The organism is Streptomyces sp. JJ36, assembly GCF_021696945.1.
Classification (GTDB): Bacteria; Actinomycetota; Actinomycetes; order Streptomycetales; family Streptomycetaceae; genus Streptomyces.
Genome location: NZ_JACYHE010000073.1, coordinates 1 through 23554, shown reverse-complemented (window position 1 = coordinate 23554; position 23554 = coordinate 1). Strand labels below are relative to the sequence as shown.

Annotated in this window: 23 protein-coding genes; 8 read left to right on the top strand and 15 right to left on the bottom strand. The window is 74.0% G+C overall.

Annotated features, from left to right (window positions below):
- Positions 1 to 55 precede the first annotated feature (55 nt).
- Entirely contained in the window at positions 56 to 892 is an 837-nt protein-coding gene (locus tag HOY81_RS22240) for a hypothetical protein (protein ID WP_237322300.1), read from the top strand.
- A gap of 83 nt (positions 893 to 975) precedes the next feature.
- Here HOY81_RS22240 and HOY81_RS22235 read toward each other — a convergent pair whose 3' ends face one another.
- The 5 genes from HOY81_RS22235 to HOY81_RS22215 form a co-directional block, all read right to left on the bottom strand.
- The gene (locus HOY81_RS22235) at positions 976 to 1227 is read right to left on the bottom strand and encodes a chaplin (RefSeq protein ID WP_237322299.1); all 252 of its coding nucleotides are present in this window, start codon (positions 1225 to 1227) and stop codon (positions 976 to 978) included.
- Between the two features lie 216 nt (positions 1228 to 1443).
- Positions 1444 to 1689, bottom strand: a complete 246-nt coding sequence (locus HOY81_RS22230) for a chaplin (protein WP_237322297.1) — start codon at positions 1687 to 1689, stop codon at positions 1444 to 1446.
- A gap of 232 nt (positions 1690 to 1921) precedes the next feature.
- Positions 1922 to 2566, bottom strand: a complete 645-nt coding sequence (locus HOY81_RS22225; RefSeq protein ID WP_237322295.1) for a response regulator transcription factor — start codon at positions 2564 to 2566, stop codon at positions 1922 to 1924.
- Complete coding sequence (locus HOY81_RS22220; RefSeq protein ID WP_237322293.1) at positions 2559 to 3695, bottom strand: GAF domain-containing sensor histidine kinase; 1137 nt, start codon at positions 3693 to 3695, stop codon at positions 2559 to 2561. Before HOY81_RS22220 ends, HOY81_RS22225 begins: the two co-directional genes overlap by 8 nt.
- Before the next feature lie 241 nt (positions 3696 to 3936).
- Positions 3937 to 6525, bottom strand: a complete 2589-nt coding sequence (locus HOY81_RS22215) for an FHA domain-containing protein (RefSeq protein ID WP_237322290.1) — start codon at positions 6523 to 6525, stop codon at positions 3937 to 3939.
- Between the two features lie 256 nt (positions 6526 to 6781).
- Here HOY81_RS22215 and serB point away from each other — a divergent pair, with 256 nt between their 5' ends.
- Positions 6782 to 8020, top strand: coding sequence for a phosphoserine phosphatase SerB (serB, locus tag HOY81_RS22210; protein WP_237322288.1), 1239 nt, complete (start codon positions 6782 to 6784; stop codon positions 8018 to 8020).
- A 200-nt stretch (positions 8021 to 8220) separates the two neighbouring features.
- Here the strand turns inward: serB and HOY81_RS22205 are convergent, their stop codons facing one another.
- From HOY81_RS22205 to HOY81_RS22195, 4 genes are all read right to left on the bottom strand, one after another.
- A complete protein-coding gene (locus tag HOY81_RS22205) occupies positions 8221 to 8748 on the bottom strand; it encodes a histidine phosphatase family protein (RefSeq protein WP_237322286.1) in 528 nt (175 codons plus the stop codon).
- An 83-nt stretch (positions 8749 to 8831) separates the two neighbouring features.
- Positions 8832 to 9059: a hypothetical protein gene (locus HOY81_RS22200; protein ID WP_237322284.1), complete on the bottom strand. Its 228-nt coding sequence runs from the start codon at positions 9057 to 9059 to the stop codon at positions 8832 to 8834.
- Between the two features lie 177 nt (positions 9060 to 9236).
- Positions 9237 to 9353: an SGM_5486 family transporter-associated protein gene (locus HOY81_RS27500; RefSeq protein WP_272893158.1), complete on the bottom strand. Its 117-nt coding sequence runs from the start codon at positions 9351 to 9353 to the stop codon at positions 9237 to 9239.
- A gap of 16 nt (positions 9354 to 9369) precedes the next feature.
- Positions 9370 to 10701, bottom strand: coding sequence for an MFS transporter (locus tag HOY81_RS22195; protein WP_237322282.1), 1332 nt, complete (start codon positions 10699 to 10701; stop codon positions 9370 to 9372).
- Positions 10702 to 10810: 109 nt separating this feature from the next.
- Here HOY81_RS22195 and HOY81_RS22190 point away from each other — a divergent pair, with 109 nt between their 5' ends.
- The gene (locus HOY81_RS22190; RefSeq protein ID WP_237322280.1) at positions 10811 to 11512 is read left to right on the top strand and encodes a FadR/GntR family transcriptional regulator; all 702 of its coding nucleotides are present in this window, start codon (positions 10811 to 10813) and stop codon (positions 11510 to 11512) included.
- A 62-nt stretch (positions 11513 to 11574) separates the two neighbouring features.
- Here the strand turns inward: HOY81_RS22190 and HOY81_RS22185 are convergent, their stop codons facing one another.
- From HOY81_RS22185 to fabG, 3 genes are all read right to left on the bottom strand, one after another.
- On the bottom strand, positions 11575 to 12588 hold the full coding sequence (locus tag HOY81_RS22185) for a Gfo/Idh/MocA family oxidoreductase (RefSeq protein WP_237322278.1): 1014 nt from the start codon (positions 12586 to 12588) through the stop codon (positions 11575 to 11577).
- A gap of 133 nt (positions 12589 to 12721) precedes the next feature.
- On the bottom strand, positions 12722 to 13501 hold the full coding sequence (gene fabI, locus HOY81_RS22180) for an enoyl-ACP reductase FabI (protein ID WP_237322276.1): 780 nt from the start codon (positions 13499 to 13501) through the stop codon (positions 12722 to 12724).
- Positions 13502 to 13506: 5 nt separating this feature from the next.
- Positions 13507 to 14211 (bottom strand): 3-oxoacyl-[acyl-carrier-protein] reductase, encoded by a 705-nt coding sequence (gene fabG / locus HOY81_RS22175; RefSeq protein WP_237322274.1) that lies wholly within the window; start codon positions 14209 to 14211, stop codon positions 13507 to 13509.
- 594 nt (positions 14212 to 14805) lie between these two features.
- Between fabG and HOY81_RS22170 the strand changes: the two genes are divergently transcribed.
- The 4 genes from HOY81_RS22170 (at position 14806) to HOY81_RS22155 (ending at position 18752) form a co-directional block, all read left to right on the top strand.
- Positions 14806 to 16380, top strand: coding sequence for a TldD/PmbA family protein (locus HOY81_RS22170; RefSeq protein WP_237322272.1), 1575 nt, complete (start codon positions 14806 to 14808; stop codon positions 16378 to 16380).
- On the top strand, positions 16377 to 17759 hold the full coding sequence (locus HOY81_RS22165) for a metallopeptidase TldD-related protein (protein WP_237322270.1): 1383 nt from the start codon (positions 16377 to 16379) through the stop codon (positions 17757 to 17759). The genes HOY81_RS22170 and HOY81_RS22165 overlap by 4 nt, the downstream gene beginning before the upstream one ends.
- 170 nt (positions 17760 to 17929) lie before the next feature.
- Positions 17930 to 18286, top strand: a complete 357-nt coding sequence (locus HOY81_RS22160) for a DUF3099 domain-containing protein (RefSeq protein ID WP_237322267.1) — start codon at positions 17930 to 17932, stop codon at positions 18284 to 18286.
- A gap of 193 nt (positions 18287 to 18479) precedes the next feature.
- Positions 18480 to 18752 (top strand): hypothetical protein, encoded by a 273-nt coding sequence (locus HOY81_RS22155; RefSeq protein ID WP_237322265.1) that lies wholly within the window; start codon positions 18480 to 18482, stop codon positions 18750 to 18752.
- Here HOY81_RS22155 and moaA read toward each other — a convergent pair.
- Positions 18735 to 19724: a GTP 3',8-cyclase MoaA gene (moaA, locus tag HOY81_RS22150; protein ID WP_237322263.1), complete on the bottom strand. Its 990-nt coding sequence runs from the start codon at positions 19722 to 19724 to the stop codon at positions 18735 to 18737. The genes HOY81_RS22155 and moaA overlap by 18 nt on opposite strands.
- A gap of 337 nt (positions 19725 to 20061) precedes the next feature.
- On the opposite strand from moaA, the gene HOY81_RS22145 reads away from it, so the two are divergent.
- Positions 20062 to 21633, top strand: a complete 1572-nt coding sequence (locus HOY81_RS22145) for a S8 family serine peptidase (RefSeq protein WP_237322261.1) — start codon at positions 20062 to 20064, stop codon at positions 21631 to 21633.
- Between the two features lie 27 nt (positions 21634 to 21660).
- On the opposite strand, the gene HOY81_RS22140 is transcribed toward HOY81_RS22145, so the two are convergent.
- Both HOY81_RS22140 and HOY81_RS22135 read right to left on the bottom strand, forming a co-directional pair.
- Positions 21661 to 22152, bottom strand: a complete 492-nt coding sequence (locus tag HOY81_RS22140; RefSeq protein ID WP_237322259.1) for a hypothetical protein — start codon at positions 22150 to 22152, stop codon at positions 21661 to 21663.
- Positions 22153 to 22202: 50 nt separating this feature from the next.
- Entirely contained in the window at positions 22203 to 23429 is a 1227-nt protein-coding gene (locus HOY81_RS22135; RefSeq protein WP_237322316.1) for a molybdopterin-dependent oxidoreductase, read from the bottom strand.
- Between the last annotated feature and the right edge of the window lie 125 nt (positions 23430 to 23554).

The following is a 23554-nucleotide window of genomic DNA, read 5'->3' as shown; positions in this document are numbered from 1 at the left end:
TACGCCACGTCCCCGTGCTCCCGTCCGCCAGTCCCCGTTCCCTAGGCTGGTGCCCATGCTGGAGGAACCGCGTTCGGGGCGGCTGGCCGCCTGGGGGAACGCCCTGGTGGCCGGAGAGGTGTCGCCCGACGAGGCGGCGGCACGCATCGTGGGGGACGAGGACGCCGTGCACCGGGTCGCCGGACTGCCGGAGCCGGACGGGCGGGAGGCGGCCCCGGCGGGGCTGACCCTGGCGCTGGGCCGGCTGCGTGCCCTGGGCACCACGGGACTGCGGGTGGCGCTGCCGGTGCCGGGCCACCCGCTGGGCCTGAGCGGTCCGCCGGAGTTCAACGCACGGGCGCTGGAGGCCGGCGAGGCGGTGCTGGCCCGGGGCGCGGGCGTGGGCCTGGTGCCCGAGGTGCACGAGGCCGGCCCGGAGCGGGGTGTCGCCGGTCCGGAGGACCGCCATGTGGAGGTGGTGTGGCGGTGCCTGCCGGTGCAGGAGGCGCCCCCGGCCGACGTGCCGTCGCTGGGCGAGGCGGAGCGCGAGCTCGCGGAGGCGGTGCGCGAGGCGACGGAACTGCTGACGCGGCTGGACGTGGCGGGATCCGGGCCGGTGGCGGACGCGGCGCTGGCGGCGTACCGCGCCCGGGCGGAGGCCGGGCGGCGGTTGCTGGCCCCGGGATACCCGGCGCGGGCCGTGCGGGTGCTGGAGCTGGCACAGCGGGTGACCGCCCTGGTGTCCATCGCCTCGGGGGACGGCGGTGACGGACGGGCGCACGGCGGTGCGGTGAGCGCCTCGGAGATGGCCGAGCGGGACCGGGTGCTGCGCCCGGTGGAGCGCACGGCGCGCCGGGCGCAGGTGGCGGCGTACAACGCGTTCGCGGAGGAGCGGGAGCGCGGCCGGGCGTGACGCGCGGGCGGGCTCCGGGGCCGGGCGCGGAGCAGGCCGGGCGGTGGGGCCCGCCCCGTGCGGGCCCCACCGCGGTCACCCGGTCACTTGACGACGCAGGTGTTCCCGAAGGTCGGGTTGAGCACCCCGACGATGTCGACGGTGTTGCCGCAGATCTGGATCGGGATGTCGACCGGGATCTGCACGACGTTCCCGGAGATCAGGCCGGGGGAACCGGCGGCGAGGGCCTGGGCGTTCGCCCCGTCGCCGCCGCCGGCGAACGCGGTGCCGGCCGAGGCGCCGACGGCCGCACCGGTGGCGGCGACGACGAGTGCCGCCTTCTTGACAGTCTTCATGGGTGTCCTCCTGTGATGTCCGCAGCCCCGTGACGGCGGGCCGCGTGCTGAGCAACGCACGCCCCGGGAGGACGGCACGGGGAAGCGGCGCGATGCCCTCGTTCGGCGGAGCCCGGGGCCCGGACGACGGACCCCGGACGACGGCGCGGACGCGGCGGGCCGGCCCGCGGGGGCTCCCGCGGGCCGGCCCTGGCACCGGTGACGGCCGCGCCGTGGTCAGTGGTTGACGCAGGCGTTGCCGAAGGCCGGGTTGAGCGCCCCGACGACGTTCACGGTGTTGCCGCAGACGTTCACCGGGATGTGGACCGGCACCTGGACGACGTTGCCGGAGCCGACACCCGGGGAGTGGTGCGCGACACCGTGGGCGCCCGCGCCGCCGTGCGCGGCGGCCGCGCCGGCACCGGCGGCGAGCAGCCCGCCGGCCGCCATGGTCACGGCGAGGATGCGCTTCGTGTTCTGCATGTGGTTCGAGACCCTCCTTGGCGAATGGACTGCGGCGTCCGCCGCAGCACGCCCTGGAGAACGGGTCACGCCCGGCGGGGATGCGCGCCGGATCGGAGATCCACCCGCCGGGATGAAAATCGCACCCGCAACCTGACGAGGGACTTGACAGCTCATCGCTCCCTCACGACCGCCGTTCGGGCGAATCCGGCGGCGCAAGGATGCACTTCCCCGGCGCTCGGCTCCCGGCAGTTCACCCCGCGAGACCGTGCCGTACCGCCCACAGGGCGGCCTGGGTGCGGTCCGCCAGGTCGAGCTTCATCAGGATGTTGGAGACGTGTGTCTTCACCGTCTTCTCGGAGAGCACCAGCGCCCGGGCGATCTCCCGGTTCGAGCGGCCGTCGGCGACGAGGCCCAGCACCTCCCGCTCCCGGTCGGTCAGGGCGGGGCCGCGACCGGTGCCGCCGCCCGCCTCGCCGGAGAGCAGCGCACCCGCCACCTCGGGCTGGAGCAGCACGTGCCCGGCGTGCACCGCGCGGATGGCGCCGGCCAGCGCGTCGGGGTCGACGTCCTTGTAGACGTAGCCGGCGGCTCCCGCCCGCAGCGCGGGGACGACCGTACGCTGTTCGGTGAAGCTGGTGACCACCAGCACCCGCGCCGGGTTCTCCCGCTCTCGCAGCCGCCGCAGCGCCTCGATGCCGTCGGTGCCGGGCATCTTCACGTCCATGAGCACCACGTCGGGGCGGAGCTCCTCCACCCGGTCCACGCCCTCCGCGCCGTCCGAGGCCTCCCCCACGACCTCGATGTCCTCCTGGATCTCCAGGAAGGTCCGCAACCCGCGGCGCACCACCTGGTGGTCGTCCACCAGCACCACCCTGATGGGTCCGGTCTCAGCCACCAGGCACCTCCAGTTCGATCGTGGTGCCCTTGCCGGGCGCCGAGTCCACGGTGAGCCGCCCCCCGACACCGCCCGCGCGGTCCCGCATGGAGACCAGCCCCAGATGCCGGCCCGCGCGGCGGACGGCCCGCGGGTCGAAGCCGCGCCCGTCGTCGGTGACGCGCAGCACGGCGCCGGCCCCCCGCCGGAACAGCTCGACGCCGACGGCGCGGGCTCCGGCGTGCCGCAGGGCGTTGTGCAGCGCTTCCTGGGCGACCCGGAGCACCGCCTCCTCCTGGGCGGCGGGCAGCGCCCGCACGCCCTCGGTGGTGAAGCCGACCTGCGCCGCGTGGGCGCGGTCCAGCACCTGCACCTGGGTGCGCAGGGTGGCGAGGAGGCCGTCGTCGTCCAGCGCGGCCGGGCGCAGCTCCACGACGGCCGCGCGCAGCTCGTCGGCGGCCTCCGCGGAGAGCCGGGCGATCTCGTGCAGCTCGTCCTTGGCGCGGGCCGGGTCCCGGTCGACGAGGGTGGTGGCGGCCTGGGCGGTGAGCCGGAGCGAGAAGAGCTTCTGCGAGACCGCGTCGTGCAGCTCATGGCCGATACGGGCACGCTCCCCGGCGATGGTCAGCTCCCGGCTGCGCTCGTACAGCCGGGCGTTGGTCAGCGCGAGGGCGGCGTGCTGCGCCAGCAGCCGCAGCAGTTCCTCGTCCTCCCCGGTGAAGCCGCAGCCGCCGGCCGGGCGGGGACACCGCTTGTTGGCGAGGAAGAGGGCGCCGAGCACCTCACCGTCGTCGGAGATGGGCATGCCGAGGAAGTCCGCCAGCTCGGGGTGGGCGGCGGGCCAGCCCTCGAAGCGCGGGTCGTCGCGCACGTCGGCGAGGCGCTGCGGCCCCTCGTGCAGCATGGCGGCGAGGATGCCGTGCTGCCGGGGCAGCGGGCCGATGGCCTTCCACTCGGCGTCGCTGACGCCGGCCACCACGAACTGGGCGAAGCCGCCGTGATCGTCGGGCACGCCCAGCGCGGCGTACTCGGCGTCCAGCAGCTCGCGGGCGGAGGCCACGATCGTCTGCAGGACGTCGCGCACCTCCAGCCGGCGGTTCATCGCGAGCAGGGCCGCACTGACGGCGGCCAGTCCGGAGCGGGGACCCATGCGATCACCGTACCGGCGCCGGGGGGCCGGCGGATCCGGCGACCGCCGGGCGCGGGCGGTCCGGCGGGCGTAGGGCCGGGGTCCTACGCCCGCGGCGTGGGCGGAGAAGCGAGCCGCGGCGTGGGCGGAGCGGCCCGGTGCCGGGCGGGCAGGGCGGCCCCGTGCGGGCGCCTGACTGCGGAACGCACGAGGGGCGGCACCCGCCCGGGTGCCGCCCCAGTGTCCCGTCCGTGCGGTCGGGCTACTTGCGCATGACCTCCGGCTCGTGCCGGCGCAGCAGCCGGGCCACCACGACGAGGCAGACGAGGCCGAGGAGCAGCAGGACCGACATGTCCAGCAGGTAGACCGAGGTGCTGTGCTCCCACAGCGGGTCGAGGTCGTCCCGGTTCTCCCGGTCCCAGGGCGGCATGACGTTGGACAGGTCCACGGAGGAGCCGGCGGCGCCGACGGCCCAGCGGGAGGGCATCAGCCAGGCGAGCTGGCTGATGCCGGGCGAGTCGAACAGCTTGAAGAGCACGCCGGTGAAGACCACCTGCACGATGGCGAACATGACGAGCAGCGGCATGGTCTTCTCGGCGGTCTTGACCAGCGAGGAGATGACCAGCCCGAAGGCCATCGAGGTGAAGCCGAGGGCGATGATCGCCAGGCACATCTCGACCGCCGGGGGCATCAGCAGGCCCTCCTCCGGGAGGTCCCGGATGGAGAAGCCGATGGCACAGATGATCACGCCCTGGAAGGCCGTGATCAGCGTGAGGACGAAGACCTTCGACATCAGGTACGCGGAGCGTGACAGGCCGGTCGCCCGTTCCCGCTCGTAGATCACGCGTTCCTTGATCAGCTCGCGTACGGAGTTGGCGGCTCCGGTGAAGCACATCCCGACGGCGAGGATCAGCAGGATGGTGCCCGCGTCGGAGTTGAAGCCCCTCGGCCACTGCGGGTTCTTGAGGAAGCCGTAGTCGGAGGGGATCAGGGTGCTGACGACGCCGAGGATGGCCGGCAGCAGCACCATCAGGGCCATGAAGCCCTTGTCCGAGGCGATGACCGACAGGTAGCGGCGGGTGAGCGTCCAGAACTGGGAACCCCAGCTCTGCGGCTTCTGCATGCGGGCCGGGGGCATCTGCGGCGGGCCCTGCTGGGGCTGCGGGGCGACGGCGTCGATCTCCGCCGCGTAGAGCTGGTAGTGCTGGGAACCGCGCCAGCGGCCCATCCAGTCGTAGTCGCGGTAGTTCTCGAAGGCGGAGAAGACGTCGGCCCAGCTGTCGTAGCCGAAGAAGTTCAGCGCCTCTTCGGGCGGGCCGAAGTAGGACACCCCGCCGCCGGGCGCCATGACCAGCAGCTTGTCGCAGAGCGCCAGCTCGGCGACCGAGTGGGTGACCACCAGCACCGTGCGGCCGTCGTCGGCGAGGCCGCGCAGGAGCTGCATGACGTCGCGGTCCATGCCCGGGTCGAGGCCGGAGGTCGGCTCGTCGAGGAAGATCAGCGACGGCTTGGTCAGCAGCTCCAGCGCGACGGAGACCCGCTTGCGCTGCCCGCCGGAGAGCGAGGTGATCTTCTTGGTGGCGTGGATGTCGAGCTTGAGCTCCGCCAGCACCTCCTCGATACGGGCGTTGCGCTCGGCCTCCGCGACGTCACCGGGGAAGCGCAGCCGGGCCGCGTACCGCAGCGCCGTGCGGACGGTGAGCTCCTTGTGCAGGATGTCGTCCTGGGGAACGAGGCCGATGCGCTGGCGGAGTTCGGCGAACTGCTTGTAGAGGTTGCGGTTGTCGTAGAGGACCTCGCCGACGTCCGCGGGACGGTAGCCGGTGAGCGCGCGCAGCAGCGTGGACTTCCCGGAGCCGGACGGGCCGATCACCGCCACCAGCGACTTCTCCGGGACGCCGAAGGTGACGTCGTTGAGGATCACCTTGCCGTTGTCGACCTTCACCGTCAGATGGCGGGAGGAGAAGGAGACCTCGCCGGTGTCGACGAACTCCTCCAGCCGGTCCCCGACCAGCCGGAAGGTGGAGTGCCCGACGCCGATGGTGTCCTGGGCGGTGATGACCGCGGAGCCGGAGCGCGGCAGCGGCTGGCCGTTGACGTAGGTGCCGTTGTGGCTGCCGAGGTCGCGGATCTCGAACCGGCCCTCCGGCGTGGCCCGGAACTCCGCGTGGTGGCGGGAGACCTGCAGGTCGGAGACGACCAGCTCGTTCTCCAGGGCACGGCCGATGCGCATCACGCGGCCGAGGGCGAGCTGGTGGAAGGTGGTCGGGCTGCGGTCCGCGCCCGACGGGGCACCCTGCTGCGGCGCGCCCGGGCCGCCGGCGTGTGCGACCTTCTGCGGCATCTGCGGGTGCGGCATCTGCGGGTGGCCGGGGCCGCCCTGCTGCGGGACCTGAGCGGGGACGGGCTGCCCGTGGGGCTGCGGGGGCTGCTGCCCCCAGCCGGGGCCGCCCCCGTGCTGCGGCGGGACCTGCTGCGGGACCTGCTGCGGCGCCGGTGCGGCCGGTGCGGCCGCCTGCGCGCTGTAGGCGTCGGCGACCGGTGCGCCCGCCGCGGCGAACCCCAGCCGGGGGCCCTCCGTGGGGTTGCCCAACGCCACCTGCGTGCCGGGGACGACGTCCAGCTGCTGGATCCGCTGCCCCTGCGCATACGTGCCGTTGGTGCTGCCCTGGTCCTCGATGACCCAGCCGTTTCCGCCCCAGCGGACGACGGCGTGGCGCCAGGAGACCCGTGGGTCGTCGATGACCACGTCACCCTGCGGATCACGGCCGAGGGTGTAGGGCCTGGACGGATCGAGCGTCCAGGTCTGTCCGTTCAATTCCAGTACGAGTTCCGGCACTCCATGCCCCAATAGTTGTCCCCCGAGCTGCCCCCCTGCGAAGGGCGCATGGGGATGGCGAACATCGTGGGGAACTATTTCAGGCCCGGCCGCCCAGGGAGAAGCCGCCCCGTGTAATGCCCTTGTCACGGCTACCGCGAGCGGTCAAGACCCCCGCGGGCACCCCGCGCGAGGAGGCGCGTGAGCCCCCGCGGCGGCCGGGAGCACCGTCCGGCATACGGGCCGGACGGGCGGGCGACCGGCCTCCGGCGCTACCGTTGACAGCATCATGACTGCATCGCAGGCCACCCCGCCCTCGTCCGTCCCGTCGTCCACACCGCCGTCCGAGGACCCGACCCTCCTCGTCAAGATCTTCGGCAGGGACCGTCCCGGCATCACGGCCGGGCTCTTCGACACCCTCGCCGCCTACGCCGTCGACGTCGTCGACATCGAGCAGCTCGTCACCCGCGGCCGCATCACGCTGTGCGCCCTCGTCACCGCGCCGCGTGGCGGCGCCACCGAAGGTGAACTGCGGGCCACCGTGCACGGCTGGGCCGAGTCCATGAAGCTGGAGGCGGAGATCATCTCCGGTACCGGCGACAACCGGCCGCGGGCCGCGGGCCGGTCGCACGTCACCGTGCTCGGGCACCCGCTCACGGCGGAGTCCACCTCGGCCATAGCGGCCTGCATCACCGCCGGCGGCGGCAACATCGACCGTATCTTCCGGCTGGCGAAGTACCCCGTCACCGCGGTCGAGTTCGACGTCTCCGGCACCGGTACGGAGGCGCTGCGCACCGCGCTCGCCCTGGAGGCCGCGCGGCACGGGGTGGACGTGGCCGTGGTCGCCTCCGGGCTGCAACGCCGGGCGCAGCGGCTGGTGGTGATGGACGTGGACTCCACGCTCATCCAGGACGAGGTGATCGAGCTGTTCGCCCGGCACGCCGGCTGCGAGCCGGAGGTCGCCGAGGTCACCGCGCGAGCCATGCGCGGCGAACTGGACTTCGCACAGTCCCTGCACGCCCGGGTCGAGTTGCTTGCCGGACTGGACGCCTCGGTGGCGGAGCGGGTGCGCAAGGAGATACGGCTGACGCCGGGCGCCCGCACCCTGGTCCGTACCCTCAAACGGCTGGGCTACCAGGTGGGGGTGGTCTCCGGCGGCTTCACCCAGGTAACCGACGCGCTCCGGGAGGAGCTGGGGCTGGACTTCGCCTCCGCCAACACGCTGGAGGTGGTGGACGGGCGGTTCACCGGCCGGGTCACCGGCGAGATCGTGGACCGGGCGGGGAAGGCGCGGCTGCTCCGCCGCTTCGCCGAGGAGGCCGGGGTGCCGCTGGCACAGACGGTCGCGATCGGTGACGGCGCCAACGACCTGGACATGCTCAACGCCGCCGGGCTCGGGGTGGCGTTCAACGCCAAGCCGGTGGTGCGGGAGGCCGCCCACACGGCGGTGAACGTGCCCTTCCTGGACACCGTGCTCTATCTGCTCGGCATCACGCGGGAAGAGGTGGAGGCGGCCCAGCTCTGCTGAGGTCCTCCCGGGCCCGCGGCGCGCTCCGAGCCGGGGCGCACCGCGGGCGTGGCCATGTCTCCGGGCGCCGGGTCGGCCGGCCCTCCGCGGGGCGCGGCACCGCGCCGCGGCCGCGGCGCCCGCAGAACCCCGGTGGCCCGGCCGGCGCCACGCTTGTGTGCGCCCCGCGGGTCCGCGGTGCGCCCGGAAGCCGTACGGGCTCAGCCCTGCGGGTCGTGCGGCGCCCAGTAGCGCGTGAGGGAGCCCGTCCCGGGTTCCACGGACTTCCAGGAGCCGGTGAAGCGCACCACCGCCACCGCGGAGGTGGGGAAGCCGCGGGCGAGCCGGGCGGCGGCGTCCGTGTCCTCCGCCTCGCCGGACAGGAGGTCGGCCACCGCCTGCATGCCGGGGTTGTGGCCGACGACGAGCAGCTCCCCGACCTCGTCGGGCACTTCGTTCAGCAGGGCGATGATCTCGCCGGGCGAGGCCTCGTACAGCCGGTCCTCGTAGACGGTCTTCGGGCGGCGGGGCAGCTTGGGGGCGAGCAGCTTCCAGGTCTCGCGGGTCCGGGCGGCCGTGGAGCAGAGGGTGAGTTCGGGAGCGATGCCGTGGTCCGTGAGCCACTCGCCGACCAGCGGCGCGTCCTTGCGCCCGCGGTCCGCGAGCGGACGGTCGTGGTCGGCGACGTCGGGCCAGTCGGCCTTGGCGTGTCGGAGAAGGACGATACTGCGGGGCACATCGACGCTCATGCCCCCAGGTTCGCACGAAACCAGCCACCGGGTGGCGGTCGTTGAGGCCGGTCCCCCGCGACGGGTGATCCGCCGGCCGCGGCTCAGAACGGCAGCGACTCCCGGAGGCGCTCCAGGAGCCCGGAGATCCCGGGGCCGGGGAGGGCGGCACCGCCCTGCGCCGCGGCGGCCTGGTCACCGGAGACCAGGAGCAGCAGCAGGGCCAGGAAGGCGAGGGCCGGCAGGGCGAGGGCCCACCATGGCAGCCGGGCCTCCGCGTGGGCCGCGGCCGGGTGCCGCCGGGTGCCGGTGTGGTGTACGTGGGCCGTCATGAGAGTCCCCCTCCGTCGGTCGGACGGCGCGTCGAGCGTCGGTTCCGACGCTACGGACGCGGTGTCCGGCGGCCCATCCGGTGACCCACCCAGTTCCCCCTGAGCCTGGCCCCCTAGGGGAGGGTGGGGCCTGCCCCACCCCCGCGGCGGGCTCCCGTGCGGGGCGGAGCCGGGCGGTCAGGGGGAGGCGAGGGTGGCGACGACGCCGATGACGACGAGGATGGCGAGGATCGTGCCGAAGACGAGCAGCAGCTTCTTCCGGCCGTCCGGCGGATCGGGTTCGAGCACGGGCATGGCCTCAGTCTCCCACTCAGCGCCCGTCCTCGACGCACCGGTCCCGGCCTGCCAGCATGCCGACGCCGATCTGGACGACCATCAGCGTGGTCATCAGCAGCAGCGGCAGGTGCCAGCCCCCGCTGTGCTGCCGCAGCGCGCCGACCAGCAGCGGCCCGGGGATGGAGAGGAGATAGCCGGTGCTCTGCGCGAAGGCCGAGAGCTTGACGACGCCCGCACTGGTCCGCGAACGCATCCCGATCATCGTCAGGACCAGCGGGAAGGCGCAGTTCGAGACGCCGAGCAACAGCGCCCAGGCCCAGGCGCCGGAGGCGGGGGCGGACCACAGCCCGGCGTATCCCGACAGGCCGCAGAGCCCCAGGATGGCGACCAGCGGCCCCTGGTGGCTGAGCCGTGCGGCGATGCGCGGCAGCACGAAGGAGAGCGGGATGCCCATGCCCATCGTCACGGCGAGCATGGCCCCGGCGGCGGAGGCGGAGACCCCGGCGTCCCGGAAGATCTGGGGCAGCCAGCCCATGGTGATGTACGCGGCGGACGCCTGCAGGCCGAAGAAGACGCCCAGCGCCCAGGCGGTGGGCGAGCGGGTGATGCGGACGGCGGCGCCCCCGCCGCCGGCGGGTGATGCGGGCCCTGCGGGTTCCGCCGCCCCGCCGCCCGGCTCACGGGCCGGGCGGCCGTCGCGGAGCACGGCGGTCCACGGCGCCAGGGCGAGCACGCCGAGCACCGCCCACGCCCCGAGGCCGACGCGCCAGCTTCCGCCGAGCGCCTCGGTCATGGGCACGGTGACGGCGGCGGCGCCCGCGGTGCCGAGGGCCAGCGCCATGGAGTAGAGACCGGTCATCGAGCCGACCCGGTCGGGGAACCAGTGCTTGACGACGACGGGCATCAGCACGTTGCTCACCGCGATACCGGCCAGGGCCAGGGCGCTGGCCGCCAGGAACGGCGCGGTGTGGCCGGCGAAGGACCGCAGCGCGAGCCCGGCCGTGACGGCGGCCATGCCGGCGAGCACGACGGCGGCGGGCCCCCAGCGGCGGGCGAGCCGCGGCGCCAGGCCGCCGAAGACGGCGAAGCACAGGGAGGGCACGGCGGTGAGGAGGCCGGCCACGGTGCCGCTCATGCCCAGGCCGGCCCGTACCTCCTCGAGCAGCGGGCCGAGGCCGGAGACGGCGGGCCGGAGGTTGAGCGCCGCGAGCACCAGCCCGGCGGCCACCAGCAGCCGCGTACGGCGGGAGCCGCCCGGTGCCCGGGACGGGCCGGCGGCCGGGGGCCGGGACGGGGACGACGGGCCGGAACCGGCGGATGCGGGGGTGCGGGAGCGGGTCTTGAGGTCGTCGTCTGCCGTGGCCATGCGGCCCATCATAGAATCATGGGATGAATTGACGCCAATCCGTATCTCCTCCCGGCCGCCCCCGGGGCCCGTGCCGTAACCTGCCCGCACCCGTCCCGACAGGAGAGTCATGCCGCTGTCCTCACCGCACCGCTCCGCCCTCGCCGACCAGGTGATCAACTCGCTGCGGGCCCAGATCACCTCCGGGGAATGGCCGGTCGGGTCCCGCATCCCCACCGAACCGGAGCTGGTGGAGCAACTCGGTGTCGCCCGCAACACCGTGCGCGAGGCGGTGCGCGCCCTGGCGCACAACGGCCTGCTGGACATCCGGCAGGGCTCCGGCACCTATGTGGTCGCCACCAGCGAGCTCGCGGGGGTGATGCACCGGCGGTTCGCCGGCGCCGACCCCGTGCACGTCGCCGAGCTACGGTCCACCCTGGAGGCGTCCGGCGCCCGGCTGGCGGCGCTGCGGCGCACCGAGCAGGACATGGCACACCTGGAGGTGCTGCTGGAGCGGCGGGAGGCGGCCTGGGACTCGGGCGAGGTGGAGCGCTTCGTGGAGGCGGACGCCAATCTGCACCTGGCGGTGGTGGCCGCCTCGCACAACGAGGTGCTCACCGCGCTCTACGCCGACCTCGGCCATGTGCTCCGCACCTTCCTGCGCAGCGACGTGGGCGAGCGGCTCCGCCCGGAGGCCCATCTGGACCACTCCCGGATGATCGCGGCGATCCGGGCCGGGGACGCGGAGACCGCGGCGCGGGAGGCCGGCTCGTACACCCAGGAGTGGGAGTCCCGGGTCGCCGGCGCGGCGGCGCCGGCCGCTCCCGCCTAGGGTCCGCCCGGCGGGCGGGTGCGTGCCGGCGTCGGGCCCGGGCCCCGGTGCGGGCTCCGGGTTCAGGCCGCCGGCCGGGCGCGTACGGCGGCGAGCTCCACCGGCTCGCCGGTGCGCCGGGACAGGTCGCAGGCCTCCGCGACGTACAGCGCCTCCAGCGCCTCCGCGGGGGTGCACGGGCTCTCCGCGCGGCCCGCGGCGACCTCGGTGAAGTGACCCAGTTCGGCGACGTAGGCGTCGTGGAAGCGCTCCATGAAGGTGGTGTACGGCGCGTCCCGCCGCCAGGAGACCCGGGCCTCCGCGGTGGGCAGCGGCGCCCGGTCGTCCAGGCCCACGATGCGGGAGTCCTCGCTGCCGCAGATCTCCAGCCGGACGTCGTGCCCCGCGCCGTTGTAGCGGGTCGCGGTGACGGTGGCGAGCACGTCGTCGTCGAAGCGGAGCAGCGCGGCGCAGGTGTCGACGTCGTCGCCCGTGCGGAAGAACGGCGCGCCGCGGTTCGCGCCCTGGGCGTAGACGGAGACCACCTCACGGCCGGTGAGCCAGCGCATGATGTCGAAGTCGTGGATGCTGCAGTCCCGGAAGAGGCCGCCCGAGGTGGGGATGTAGGAGGCGTGCGGCGGGTGCTGGTCGCAGGTGGTCGCGCGCAGGGTGTGCAGCCAGCCCAGCTCGCCGTCCCGGAGGGCCCGGCGGGCGGCGAGGTATCCGGCGTCGAAGCGGCGCTGGAAGCCGATCTGCACCGGGACGTCGCTCTGCTCCGCGCGCCGCACCACGCCGACGGTGCCGGGGACGTCCAGCGCGACCGGCTTCTCGCAGAACACCGGCACCCCGGCGTCCAGCGCGCCGTGCAGCAGGTCCTCGTGCGCGCCGGTCGCCGCGGTGACGACGACCCCGTCGGGGCGGGCCGCGTACAGCTCCCGGACGCTGCCGGCGGCGTCCAGGCCGAGCTTGTCCGCCAGCGCGCGGGCCCGCCCGGCGTCCGCGTCGGCGACCAGCACCCGGTCGACGCCGGGCAGGCCGCTCAGCGTCTCCGCGTGGAAGGCGCCGATACGCCCGGTTCCGATGAGTCCGATCTGCATGGGACAGCTCCTTGGTCGACGGCACGGCACGGCGCACTGAGTTTGTCATGACATGCTGATGTCGTCACCCTCTCGGGCAGGAAAAAGGGGTGCCGGCGGTCTCCCGCCGGCACCCCCACGTCCGCGGACGGGGTCAGGCCCCCATCATGTGCACCCCGCCGTCGACGTGCACGATCTCGCCCGTCGTCTTCGGGAACCAGTCGGACAGCAGCGCCACCACGCCGCGGGCCGCCGGCTCCGGGTCGGTGAGGTCCCAGCGGATCGGGGCACGGTCGTCCCACACGTCCGCCAGCTCCTCGAAGCCCGGGATGGACTTGGCGGCCATGGACTTGATCGGCCCGGCCGAGACCAGGTTGCAGCGGATGTCCTTGTGCCCGAGGTCCCGGGCCAGATAGCGGGAGGTCGACTCCAGGGCGGCCTTGGCGACACCCATCCAGTCGTACTTGGGCCACGCGGACTGCGCGTCGAAGTCGAGGCCCACGACCGAGCCGCCCCGCTTCTCCAGCAGCGGCAGCAGCGCCGTGGTCAGCGACTTCAGCGAGTACGCGGAGACCTCCACCGCCGTGGCGACCGACTCCCACTCGGTGTGCAGGAAGTTGCCCCCGAGAGCGTCCTGCGGCGCGAAGGCGATGGAGTGCACGACGCCGTCCAGCGAGGCGTCGGGGCCGAAGTGCTCGGCGACCTGCTCCGCGAGCCCCTCCAGGTGCGCCTTGTTCTGCACGTCCAGCTCGACGACCGGCGCCTCCTTGGGCAACCGCTTGGCGATGCGCTGGACCAGGCTCAGCCGGCCGAAGCCGGTGAGGACGACCTCGGCGCCCTCCTCCTGGGCGAGCCTGGCGACATGGAAGGCGATCGAGGAGTCCGTCAGGACGCCCGTGACCAGGATGCGCTTTCCGGCGAGAAGTCCACTCATGACGATCAGTGACCCATGCCCAATCCGCCGTCGACAGGGATGACGGCTCCGGTGATGTACGCGGCCTCCTCGGAGGCGAGGAAGCGGACGGAGGAGGCGATCTCCTCGGGCCGGGCGTAGCGGCCCAGCGGCACCTGCTGGACGATGCCCTCCCGCTGCTCCTCGCTGAGCACCTTCGTCATGTCGGTGTCGACGAAGCCGGGCGCGACCACGTTGCAGGTGATGTTGCGCGAGCCCAGCTCGCGCGCGAGGGACCGGGCGAAGCCGACCAGACCGGCCTTGGAGGCGGCGTAGTTGGCCTGTCCCGCGGATCCGAGCAGCCCGACGACCGAGGAGATCAGCACGATACGGCCGCGGCGGGCGCGCAGCATGCCGCGGCTGGCGCGCTTGACCACCCGGAAGGTGCCGGTCAGGTTCGTCTCCAGGACCGAGGCGAAGTCCTCCTCGGACATCCGCAGCAGCAACTGGTCGCGGGTGATGCCGGCGTTCGCCACCAGCACCTCGACCGGGCCCTGCTTCTCCTCGATCTCCTTGTAGGCCTGCTCCACCTGCTCGGGCTCGGTGATGTCGCACTTGACCGCGAGGAAGCCTTCCGGGGGCTCCCCGGAGCGGTAGGTGAGGGCGACCTTGTCGCCTGCGTCGGCGAAGGCACGGGCGATGGCGAGGCCGATGCCGCGGTTGCCTCCGGTGACGAGTACCGAGCGACTCAAGGCGGGACCACCCTTTCGTGAGAGGAGCAGGTCGGGTGCTGCCACACGAAACTATCGGGTGTCGCTGCGATCCGGGGAATCGGGCGCTGACAGGGGACTGACACGGCCCCTGTGGAATCCCTACAGCGCCCGGGCGGTGCGGGGGCACCACGGGGCACGCCCCGGAAGCGGCGCCCGGCAGCCCGCAGGGCCGCCCGGGGCACCGCCCGCCCGGCGCCCTCCGGTGCGTACCGGCCGGACGGCGGACGCCCCCGGGACGGCTCCCCGCTCCGGCACCCCGGGAAGGAAAATACCCCCGAAAGCGGTACGCGCCACCCCGGCTCTCCACCCCCACGGCGCACCCGGCCCGCCCACGTGCCGGCGTACGCATCCCCCGGCAGTAGGCGCTCCGGCCGAGCGCCTCCGCCCAGAAGCGGCCGACCGCCGAGCAGTCGAGAGCCGTGACCCGGCACCCCGGGCAGCGCGCGCAGGACGCGGCGCGCGCGGTGGTCATCGCGTGGAGACCGTCGTGGAGAAGGGGCATCATGCACTGCGGTGGACGCACCGCGACGATCACTTCGAGAGCCTGCCGACGACCCCGAGGGGGAGGCGCCCATGGCGCACACGCACGAGATCGATCCGTCCTTCCTCGCGCTCCCGCTGCGCACGCTCGCCGACGCGGCGCTCGCGCGGGCGCGGGAGCTGGGAGCGGAGCACGCCGACTTCCGGTACGAGCGGATCCGGGACGCGTCCTGGCGGCTACGGGACGCGCGCCCGGCCGGTTCCTCGGACAGCACCGACACCGGGTACGCGGTGCGGGTGGTGCACGGCGGCGGCTGGGGCTTCGCCGCCGGCGTCGACCCGACCACGGATGCGGCGGCCAGGGTCGCCGAGCGGGCCGTGGAGATGGCCCGGCTGTCCGCGCGGGTGAGCGAGGCCGCCGGCAGTGACGCAGCGGCGCGCAGCGCCTCCGGCGAAGGGCGGTGGTGGGAGACGGGCGGGCCGGTGGAGCTGGCGGAGGAGCCGGTGCACGGCGACCGCACCTGGGTCTCGGCCTACGAGGTGAACCCGTTCGACGTGCCGGACGCGGAGAAGACCGGGCAGCTCACCGAGTGGAGCGAGCGGATGCTCCGGGGGGAGGGCGTCAGCCATGTCGACGCACTGCTGCTGACGGTGCAGGAGAACAAGTTCTACGCCGACACCGCCGGCACCGTCACCACCCAGCAGCGGGTGCGGCTGCACCCGGTGCTGACCGCGGTGGCGGTGACGGACTCGGGTGAGTTCGACTCCATGCGCACCTGCGCCCCGCCGGTAGGACGGGGCTGGGAGTACGCCCGCGGCACCGGCTGGGACTGGGACGCGGAGCTGGAGCGCATCCCCGGGCTGCTGGCCGAGAAGCTGCGGGCGCCGAGCATCGAGCCGGGCGCGTACGACCTGGTGGTCGATCCGTCGAACCTGTGGCTGACCATCCACGAGTCCGTCGGGCACGCCACCGAACTCGACCGCGCGCTGGGCTACGAGGCGGCCTACGCCGGCACCTCCTTCGCCACCTTCGACCAGTTGGGGACGCTGCGCTACGGCTCCCCGGTGATGCAGGTGACGGGCGACCGCACGGTGGAGCACGGGCTGGCCACCATCGGCTACGACGACGAGGGTGTGGCCGCGCAGTCCTGGGACCTGGTGCGGGACGGCACGCTCGTCGGCTACCAGCTCGACCGGCGGATCGCGAAGCTCACCGGCCTGGGCCGGTCCAACGGCTGCGCCTTCGCCGACTCCCCCGGCCATGTGCCGGTGCAGCGGATGGCGAACGTGTCGCTGCAGCCGGCCGCCGCCGGCCCGTCCACCGAGGAGCTGATCGCCGGGGTGCAGCGCGGGATCTACGTGGTCGGCGACCGCTCCTGGTCGATCGACATGCAGCGCTACAACTTCCAGTTCACCGGCCAGCGCTTCTTCCGGATCGAGAACGGGCGGCTCGCCGGGCAGCTCCGGGACGTGGCCTACCAGGCCACCACCACCGACTTCTGGGGCTCCCTGGAGGCGGTCGGCGGGCCGCAGACGTACGTGCTGGGCGGGGCCTTCAACTGCGGCAAGGCGCAGCCGGGCCAGATCGCCGCCGTGTCCCACGGCTGCCCCTCGGCGCTCTTCCGCGGCGTCAACATCCTCAACACCACGCAGGAGGCCGGGCGATGAGCAAGCCGCACGAGATCGTCGAGCGGGCGCTGGAGCTCTCCCGCGCGGACGGCTGTGTCGTCCTCGCGGACGAGCAGTCGACGGCGAACCTGCGCTGGGCGCGGAACGCGCTGACCACCAACGGCGTGACCCGCGGCCGCTCGCTGACCGTGGTCGCCACCGTGGACGGCGCGCAGGGCACGGCCTCCGGCGTGGTCTCCCGCTCGGCCGTGACGACGGAGGAGCTGGAGCCGCTGGTGCGGGCGGCGGAGGAGGCGGCCCGCACTGCGGGGCCGGCGGAGGACGCGCAGCCGCTGGTGACCGGGGTGCCGGAGTCGCCCGGCTTCACGTCGGGGCCCGACGAGACCTCGTCGGGGGTGTTCGCGGAGTTCGCCCCGGCGCTCGGCGAGTCCTTCGCCCGGGCCCGGGCGGGCGACCGGGAGCTGTACGGCTTCGCCAGCCACACCGTGGTCTCCAGCTATCTGGGCACCTCCTCGGGGCTGCGGCTGCGCCACGACCAGCCGACGGGGACGCTGGAGGTGAACGCCAAGTCCCGGGACGGCGCACGGTCCGCCTGGGCCGGGCGGTCCACCCGCGACTTCCGGGACGTGGACCCCGGCGCCCTGGAGGCGGAGCTCGCGCAGCGGCTGGGCTGGGCGGAGCGGCGGCTGGAACTGCCCGCCGGCCGGTACGAGACGCTGCTGCCCCCGACGGCGGTGGCGGATCTGCTGATCTACCAGCTCTGGTCCTCCGGCGCCCGGGACGCGGCGGAGGGACGCACCGTCTTCAGCCGGCCGGGCGGCCGCACCCGGGTCGGGGAGCGACTGTCGGAGCTGCCGCTGACGCTCCGCAGCGACCCGGCCGAGCCCGGGCTGGAGGCGGCGCCGTTCCTGATGGCGCACGCCTCGGGGGACACCGAGTCGGTCTTCGACAACGGGCTGCCGCTGGCCGCCACCGACTGGGTACGGGAGGGCAGGCTGGAGCACCTGGTGACCACCCGGCACAGCGCGGGGCTGACCGGGCTCCCGGTGGCCCCGCCGGTGGACAACCTGGTCCTGGACGGCGGCGGGGAGGCTTCGCTGGAGGAGATGGTGGCGGGTACCGAGCGCGGGCTGCTGCTCACCTGTCTCTGGTACATCCGGGAGGTGGATCCGGCGACGCTGCTGCTCACCGGTCTGACCCGGGACGGGGTCTATCTGGTGGAGAACGGCGAGGTGACGGGCGCGGTGAACAACTTCCGGTTCAACGAGTCCCCGGTCGGGCTGCTCTCCCGGGCCACCGAGGCGTCCCGCACCGTGCGGACGCTGCCCCGGGAGTGGTCGGACTGGTTCACCCGGGCCGCGATGCCCGCGCTGCGCGTCCCCGACTTCAACATGAGCTCCGTCAGCCGGGGGGTGTGACCGGCCCCCCGCCCCGCCGGGCCGCGGCGCCCGGAGGGGCGGGCCCCGGCGCCGGCCCGGTTCCCGCCGTCGCACCCGGGCCCGCACCGTCGCCGCGCCGAGGCCCGGCGTACCGTGGGAAGCGTCCGGAAACGACGGGTTTCCGGCCTACGAGCGGGTGGTGGAACGTGATGCGGAAGCGGCAGGCACCCCCGGTCTTCCGGATCACGGGGGCCCGGCAGGGGCTGGACGAGGACGTGCGCGGGCGGCAGCGCCGCTATGTGATCTCCATGCTGGTCCGCACGGTGGCGGTGATCCTGACCGTGGTGCTCTGGAACGTGCAGCGCCCCCTCGCGGTCGTGACGCTGGTGCTGGGCCTGACACTGCCGTATGTCGCAGTGGTGATCGCCAACGCGGGCCGGGAGAACGCGCCCTCCTCGCCGTCCACCTTCGTGACGGGTGCGTCGCGCCCCATGCTGGGGCCGGCGGAGGACGTTCCGGAAGACGAAGCGGAGGGAATCAGGGGTTCCCGGAGCGACGCGCGTTGACTCCTCCCGGCGCGCAAAGCCCGGGAAAAGCTCCGATCGATCGTGCTGTTCCGGTGCACTGCGTGCCCCCTCGCATGCCATACTTCTGGAGCGCTCCGTATCCCCCGTCGGAGCGACGGACCGACGCCGGGCGGCTCCCCCCGTGGCTGCCCGGCGTCGCTGTGTGCGGGGCCGGGATGCTGGAATGGGTGCCATGATCCCGCCGCAGAACCCCGACTCGCCCATCTGCTCCGCGAAGGGCTGCCGCGCCCCGGCCGTGTGGGTGCTGGCCTGGAACAACCCGAAGCTGCACACGCCGGAGCGCCGCAAGACCTGGCTGGCCTGCGAGGAGCACCGGGAACACCTGTCGTCCTTCCTCGGGATGCGCGGCTTCCTGAAGGACGTGGTGCGGCTCGCGGAGTGGGAGGAGCCCGGCGCCGGTGACGAGGGCCGGCCCGGTGGGGAGGGCTCAGCCGCCGATGGCTGACATCGGGCGGGCCGGCTGGACGAACGACGGGTCGTCGATCCCCGCGCCCGCCTTCTTGCCCCACATGGCGGTCTTCCAGAGCTCCGCGACCTCCTCGTCGGCCGCGCCGCGGCGCAGCGCCTCGCGCAGGTCCGTCTCCTCCTCGGCGAAGAGGCAGGTGCGGACCTGGCCGTCGGCGGTCAGCCGGGTGCGGTCGCAGGCGCTGCAGAACGGACGGGTGACGGAGGCGATGACACCCACGCGCTGCGGCCCGCCGTCCACCAGCCAGCGCTCGGCCGGCGCGGAGCCGCGCTGCTCCGCGTCCTCCGGGGTGAGGGTGAAGCGGGTGCGCAGCGACTTCAGGACGTCCCCCGCGGTGATCATGCCCTCGCGGTGCCAGCCGTGCTGCGCGTCCAGCGGCATCTGCTCGATGAACCGGAGCTCGTAGTCGTGCTCGAGGGCCCAGGCCAGCAGTTCGGGCGCCTCGTCGTCGTTGAGCCCGGGCATCAGCACGGCGTTGACCTTGACCGGGGTGAGCCCGGCGTCCCGGGCGGCCCGCAGGCCGCGCAGCACGTCGTCGTGGCGCTTGCGGCGGGTCATCCGCTGGAAGACCTCGGGGCGCAGGGTGTCCAGGGAGACGTTGACCCGGTCGAGGCCGGCGTCCCGGAGTGCGCCGGCGGTGCGCTCCAGCCCGATGCCGTTGGTGGTGAGCGACATGCGGGGGCGGGGCTCCAGCGCGGCGCAGCGCTCGACGATCCCGGTCAGGCCGGGCCGGAGCAGCGGCTCGCCGCCGGTGAAGCGGACCTCCTCGACGCCGAGCAGGCGCACCGCGACGCCGACCAGGCGGACGATCTCGTCGTCCGTCAGCAGCCGGGGCTTCTCCAGCCACTGCAGGCCCTCCTCGGGCATGCAGTAGGTGCAGCGCAGATTGCAGCGGTCGGTCAGCGACACGCGCAGGTCGGTGGCGACCCTGCCGTATGTGTCGAGCAGCATGCTGACGGCCCTCCCACGGTTGCGTCGTGTCTCGCAGCGTACGTGAAGCGAGTGACATTCAACAGTTCGTTGAAGTTACGGTCCGTGCACCCAGCGTGGAGCGGCGACGCCACCCGGGCGGCGGAGTGGGAGCCGACGCCGCGAACCGGCCGGGCGGCAGGACGGGCGCACCGGCGGGACCCCGGGAGCACCCCGGGTAGACGCCGGGAGGCACCGTCCGGAGGCGCCGACCGGTCGAACACGTTGTGTCGTTTTTCTTTCGCGCTCCGTTGCCGTCCCGTGCTCAACAGCGGTAACTTCCGTCACCTGTAGGCACATCCGAACACATGGAGATCCCATGGATTCACGGCCCACCAGACGGCGGCGCGCCTTCGCCGTGCCGCTCGGTCTGGCGCTGAGCACGTCCCTGGCGGCCCTGACGCTGCTGCCGGGTGCGGGCACGGCTCTGGCCCAGGACGCATCACCGGCCACGGACGGCGAGAAGCTGAGCTACGTGGTCAACACCGGCACCGGCCACCGGACCCTCGACCGGGTGGAGCGGGAGGTCGAGGAGGCCGGCGGCACCGTCGTCACCACCCATGACGAGATCGGCGTGATCGTCGCGCACTCCGCGAACCCCTCCTTCGCCGAGACCCTGCGCGAGGTTCCGGGCGTCGACTCGGCGGGCGCCACCCGCACCGCCCCGCTGCGGGCGGCCGGCACCACGGACGTCGGCAAGCCGCAGTACGTCGAGAACCCCGAGGCGCTGGCCGCGAAGCTCGCCGCGAAGAACCGTTCCCGAGCCCCCGAGGCGCGGAAGCGGGCGGTGCCGCCGGAGCCGCTGGAGTCCCTCCAGTGGAACATCCCGGCCATCAAGGCGGACCAGGCCCACCGGATCAGCGACGGGCGCCGGAACGTGACCGTCGCCGTCATCGACACCGGCGTGGACGACACCCACCCGGACCTGAAGCGGAACTTCTCCGCCCGGCAGTCGGCGAACTGCGTCGGCGGCACGCCCGACACCTCGAAGGGCGCCTGGCGTCCCTACCCGGGCCCGGACGGCCACTACCACGGCACCCACGTCGCGGGCATCATCGCGGCGGCGCGCAACGACGTCGGCATCGCGGGCGTCGCGCCGGGCGTGCGGGTCTCCTCGATCAAGGTCTCCGAGCCGGGCACGCACCTGTTCTACCCGGAGGCCGTGGTCTGCGCCTTCATGTTCGCCGCGGAGAACGGGGTGGAGGTGACGAACAACAGCTACTACACCGACCCCTGGCTCTACAACTGCCCGGACCACGCGGACCAGCGGGCCATCCTGGAGTCCGTCGGACGGGCGGCCGAGTACGCCGAGGGCGAGGGCGTGCTCCACGTGGCCTCGGCGGGCAACTCCGCGCACGACCTGGCCGCCGACGAGCTGGTGGACACCTCCAGCCCCGACGACACCACCCCGGTCGAACGCACCATCGACCCCTCCGAGTGCCTGGACCTCCCGGCCCAGCTCCCGGGCGTGACGACCGTCTCGGCGACCGGCGCCCAGCCGCTGAAGTCGTACTACTCCAACTACGGTGACGGCGTCGTCGACGTGGCGGCCCCGGGCGGCGACCGCTACCAGATCCCGGGCGGCGACGCGAAGAACGGCCGGGTGCTGTCCACCATGCCGGACGGCGACTACGCCTTCCTGCAGGGCACCTCGATGGCCGGCCCGCACGTCGCGGGCGTGGCCGCGCTGGTGAAGAGCACGCACCGGTGGGCCACGCCGCAGGAGATCCAGTGGCGCATGAAGGCCTGGGCCGACAACCCGGGCTGCCCCACCGAGCCCTACGACCCGGACGGGGACGGCGAGGTGAACGCCGAGTGCACCGGCAACCCCAAGGTGAACAGCTTCTACGGCTACGGCATCGTGGACGCGCTGGACGCGGTGCGCAGGTGATCCGCACGACCCGGTGACCGCGCGCGGTCACCCCGGGGGGCCGGGCCGCTGCGGCCCGGCCCCCTCCGTACGCCCGTCTCCGCCGGGCCCCTCCCCGTCGCCCCGGCCCGTGCGGCGGGCCCGCAGCAGCCGTACGGCCAGCAGCACCGCCGAGGCCGCGAAGAGCCCCGCGGTGAGCAGCCCCCAGCGCACCGGGTACCCGTCGTCCGACAGGGTCGTGTAGCGCTCGTACCGCTCCGCCCGCATCAGCACCAGGGGATACCAGACGAGCAGCAGCAGCCCGGAGACGAGGACCGGCACCCGCACGTGGTTCAGCCACACCGGGGCCGCGCCCGCACGCCGCCGCGGCGGGAGCGCCTGGAGCAGGCGGTCGGCCGAGGCGTACAGCGGCAGCAGCACCAGGTCGTGCAGGACCGCGGCCCCGGCGAACCACAGCACCACGCCCAGCGGGTCGTCACCCCCCAGCAGCCGCACCCCGGCGTAGCCGGTGAGGGCGAACGAGGCGAGCGCGACCGCCACTGCCCAGGCGGGGAACTCCGCGGGCCGTGGCCCGCCCGTCGCCCCCCGCCTCACGACAGCCTCTCGAAGGTGAGCGCGGTGACCCACTTGGTGTTGAAGACCCCGGGGTTGTTGGGCACGATGATCCGCGCCGGGTAGCCGTGGTCCAGGGAGAGCTCCGCCCCGTTGACCCGCAGGGCCAGCAGCGAACGCGGATCGCGCACCTGGTTCTCGCGCAACGCCGCCGCCCGGAACGACCCCCGGCGCTGGAGCGACCGCACGTACACGTCCGGCGGGCTCTCCCCCAGCCCGACCAGGGCGGCCAGGTCGGTGAGCCGCACACCGCTCCACTCCTGGTCGTCGGTGGACCAGCCCTCCACGCAGGCGATGGGCAGCGCGGCCGTACGCTGCGGCAGCGCCAGCAGCTCCTGACGGGTCAGCACCGCCTCCCGGCCGCCGCCGCGCACCCGCAGCCGCCAGTCCGGACCGGTGTCGGCGGGGCGGATGCCACGGACGGCGGCGGTCTTGTTCACCTGGAAGCCGTTCGGGCCGGGGCCGGGGTCCTGGCCGCGCGGTGCCAGCAGCGCGGTGTTCCGCAGGGACCCGCCGATGCTCTGCCCCGCCGTCGTGACCAGCAGCGCGACGGAACCGAGACCGACGAGGCCCAGCGCGCCGCGCCGGGACACGGTGGGCGCCGCGGGACGCGGCGACACCAGCCCGTGGGCGTCGGGCGGTTCGGGTCCGGTACGGGCGAGCGGGGTACGCAGCTCCGCGCGCAGGCTGCGGCTGCGCAGCGCCCGGCGCATCCGGCCGAAACGGGAGGCGACGTGCACCGTGAACGCGGCGACGAACACCCAGGCGCCGTAGAAGTGCAGGGGGTAGAAGGAGCCGGGGAAGACGTACTCGAGCTGGATGTTGAGCACCCCGGTGACCGTCTCGAAGAGCGCGCTGCCCACCAGGAGCAGCAGCGCGACCCGGTCCACCGCGTGCCGGACCGACCGCAGCGGCGGCCAGGTGAAGAGCTTCGGGATGACCGACCACAGCTTCGCCAGCAGCACCGGGACGAGCACCAGACCCAGCGTCACATGCACACCCTGGGTGACCCGGTAGAGCCAGTACGGGCTGGTGGGCCAGTCGAAGAGGTAGAAGCCCAGCAGGCCCTTGTCCGGGGTCTTGTCGTTGACCGGGTGCAGGTCGGGGTTGTAGGCGGCGTACGAGAGCATGCCCGTCACCGTGACCACGACGAAGCCGGCGAGCAGCACCGCACCGAACACCGAGGTCAGCCAGGGCCCGCGCAGTGGGCTGCGCCAGAAGCCGGGGCGTGCGGGGCCGGGTGGCGGCCCGGCGAGCCTCCGCCGCCGGGCGCCCTGCGGGCGCCCGGGCGGCCGTTCGCCGGGAGCGGGCTCCGGGCCGGCGGGCCGCT

What these genes read in the sequence shown, in the direction of transcription:
- serB (WP_237322288.1), top strand. Translation starts at nt 6,782, where the DNA reads ATGACTGCATCGCAGGCCACCCCGCCCTCGTCCGTCCCGTCGTCCACA.
- HOY81_RS22230 (WP_237322297.1), bottom strand. Translation starts at nt 1,689, where the DNA reads ATGCAGAACACGAAGCGCATCCTCGCCGTGACCATGGCGGCCGGCGGG.
- HOY81_RS22185 (WP_237322278.1), bottom strand. Translation starts at nt 12,588, where the DNA reads ATGCAGATCGGACTCATCGGAACCGGGCGTATCGGCGCCTTCCACGCG.
- HOY81_RS22220 (WP_237322293.1), bottom strand. Translation starts at nt 3,695, where the DNA reads ATGGGTCCCCGCTCCGGACTGGCCGCCGTCAGTGCGGCCCTGCTCGCG.
- HOY81_RS22240 (WP_237322300.1), top strand. Translation starts at nt 56, where the DNA reads ATGCTGGAGGAACCGCGTTCGGGGCGGCTGGCCGCCTGGGGGAACGCC.
- HOY81_RS22195 (WP_237322282.1), bottom strand. Translation starts at nt 10,701, where the DNA reads ATGGCCACGGCAGACGACGACCTCAAGACCCGCTCCCGCACCCCCGCA.
- HOY81_RS22160 (WP_237322267.1), top strand. Translation starts at nt 17,930, where the DNA reads ATGCGGAAGCGGCAGGCACCCCCGGTCTTCCGGATCACGGGGGCCCGG.
- HOY81_RS22205 (WP_237322286.1), bottom strand. Translation starts at nt 8,748, where the DNA reads ATGAGCGTCGATGTGCCCCGCAGTATCGTCCTTCTCCGACACGCCAAG.
- moaA (WP_237322263.1), bottom strand. Translation starts at nt 19,724, where the DNA reads ATGCTGCTCGACACATACGGCAGGGTCGCCACCGACCTGCGCGTGTCG.
- HOY81_RS22170 (WP_237322272.1), top strand. Translation starts at nt 14,806, where the DNA reads ATGGCGCACACGCACGAGATCGATCCGTCCTTCCTCGCGCTCCCGCTG.
- HOY81_RS22200 (WP_237322284.1), bottom strand. Translation starts at nt 9,059, where the DNA reads ATGACGGCCCACGTACACCACACCGGCACCCGGCGGCACCCGGCCGCG.
- HOY81_RS22165 (WP_237322270.1), top strand. Translation starts at nt 16,377, where the DNA reads ATGAGCAAGCCGCACGAGATCGTCGAGCGGGCGCTGGAGCTCTCCCGC.
- HOY81_RS27500 (WP_272893158.1), bottom strand. Translation starts at nt 9,353, where the DNA reads ATGCCCGTGCTCGAACCCGATCCGCCGGACGGCCGGAAGAAGCTGCTG.
- HOY81_RS22155 (WP_237322265.1), top strand. Translation starts at nt 18,480, where the DNA reads ATGATCCCGCCGCAGAACCCCGACTCGCCCATCTGCTCCGCGAAGGGC.
- fabI (WP_237322276.1), bottom strand. Translation starts at nt 13,501, where the DNA reads ATGAGTGGACTTCTCGCCGGAAAGCGCATCCTGGTCACGGGCGTCCTG.
- HOY81_RS22235 (WP_237322299.1), bottom strand. Translation starts at nt 1,227, where the DNA reads ATGAAGACTGTCAAGAAGGCGGCACTCGTCGTCGCCGCCACCGGTGCG.
- HOY81_RS22145 (WP_237322261.1), top strand. Translation starts at nt 20,062, where the DNA reads ATGGATTCACGGCCCACCAGACGGCGGCGCGCCTTCGCCGTGCCGCTC.
- HOY81_RS22190 (WP_237322280.1), top strand. Translation starts at nt 10,811, where the DNA reads ATGCCGCTGTCCTCACCGCACCGCTCCGCCCTCGCCGACCAGGTGATC.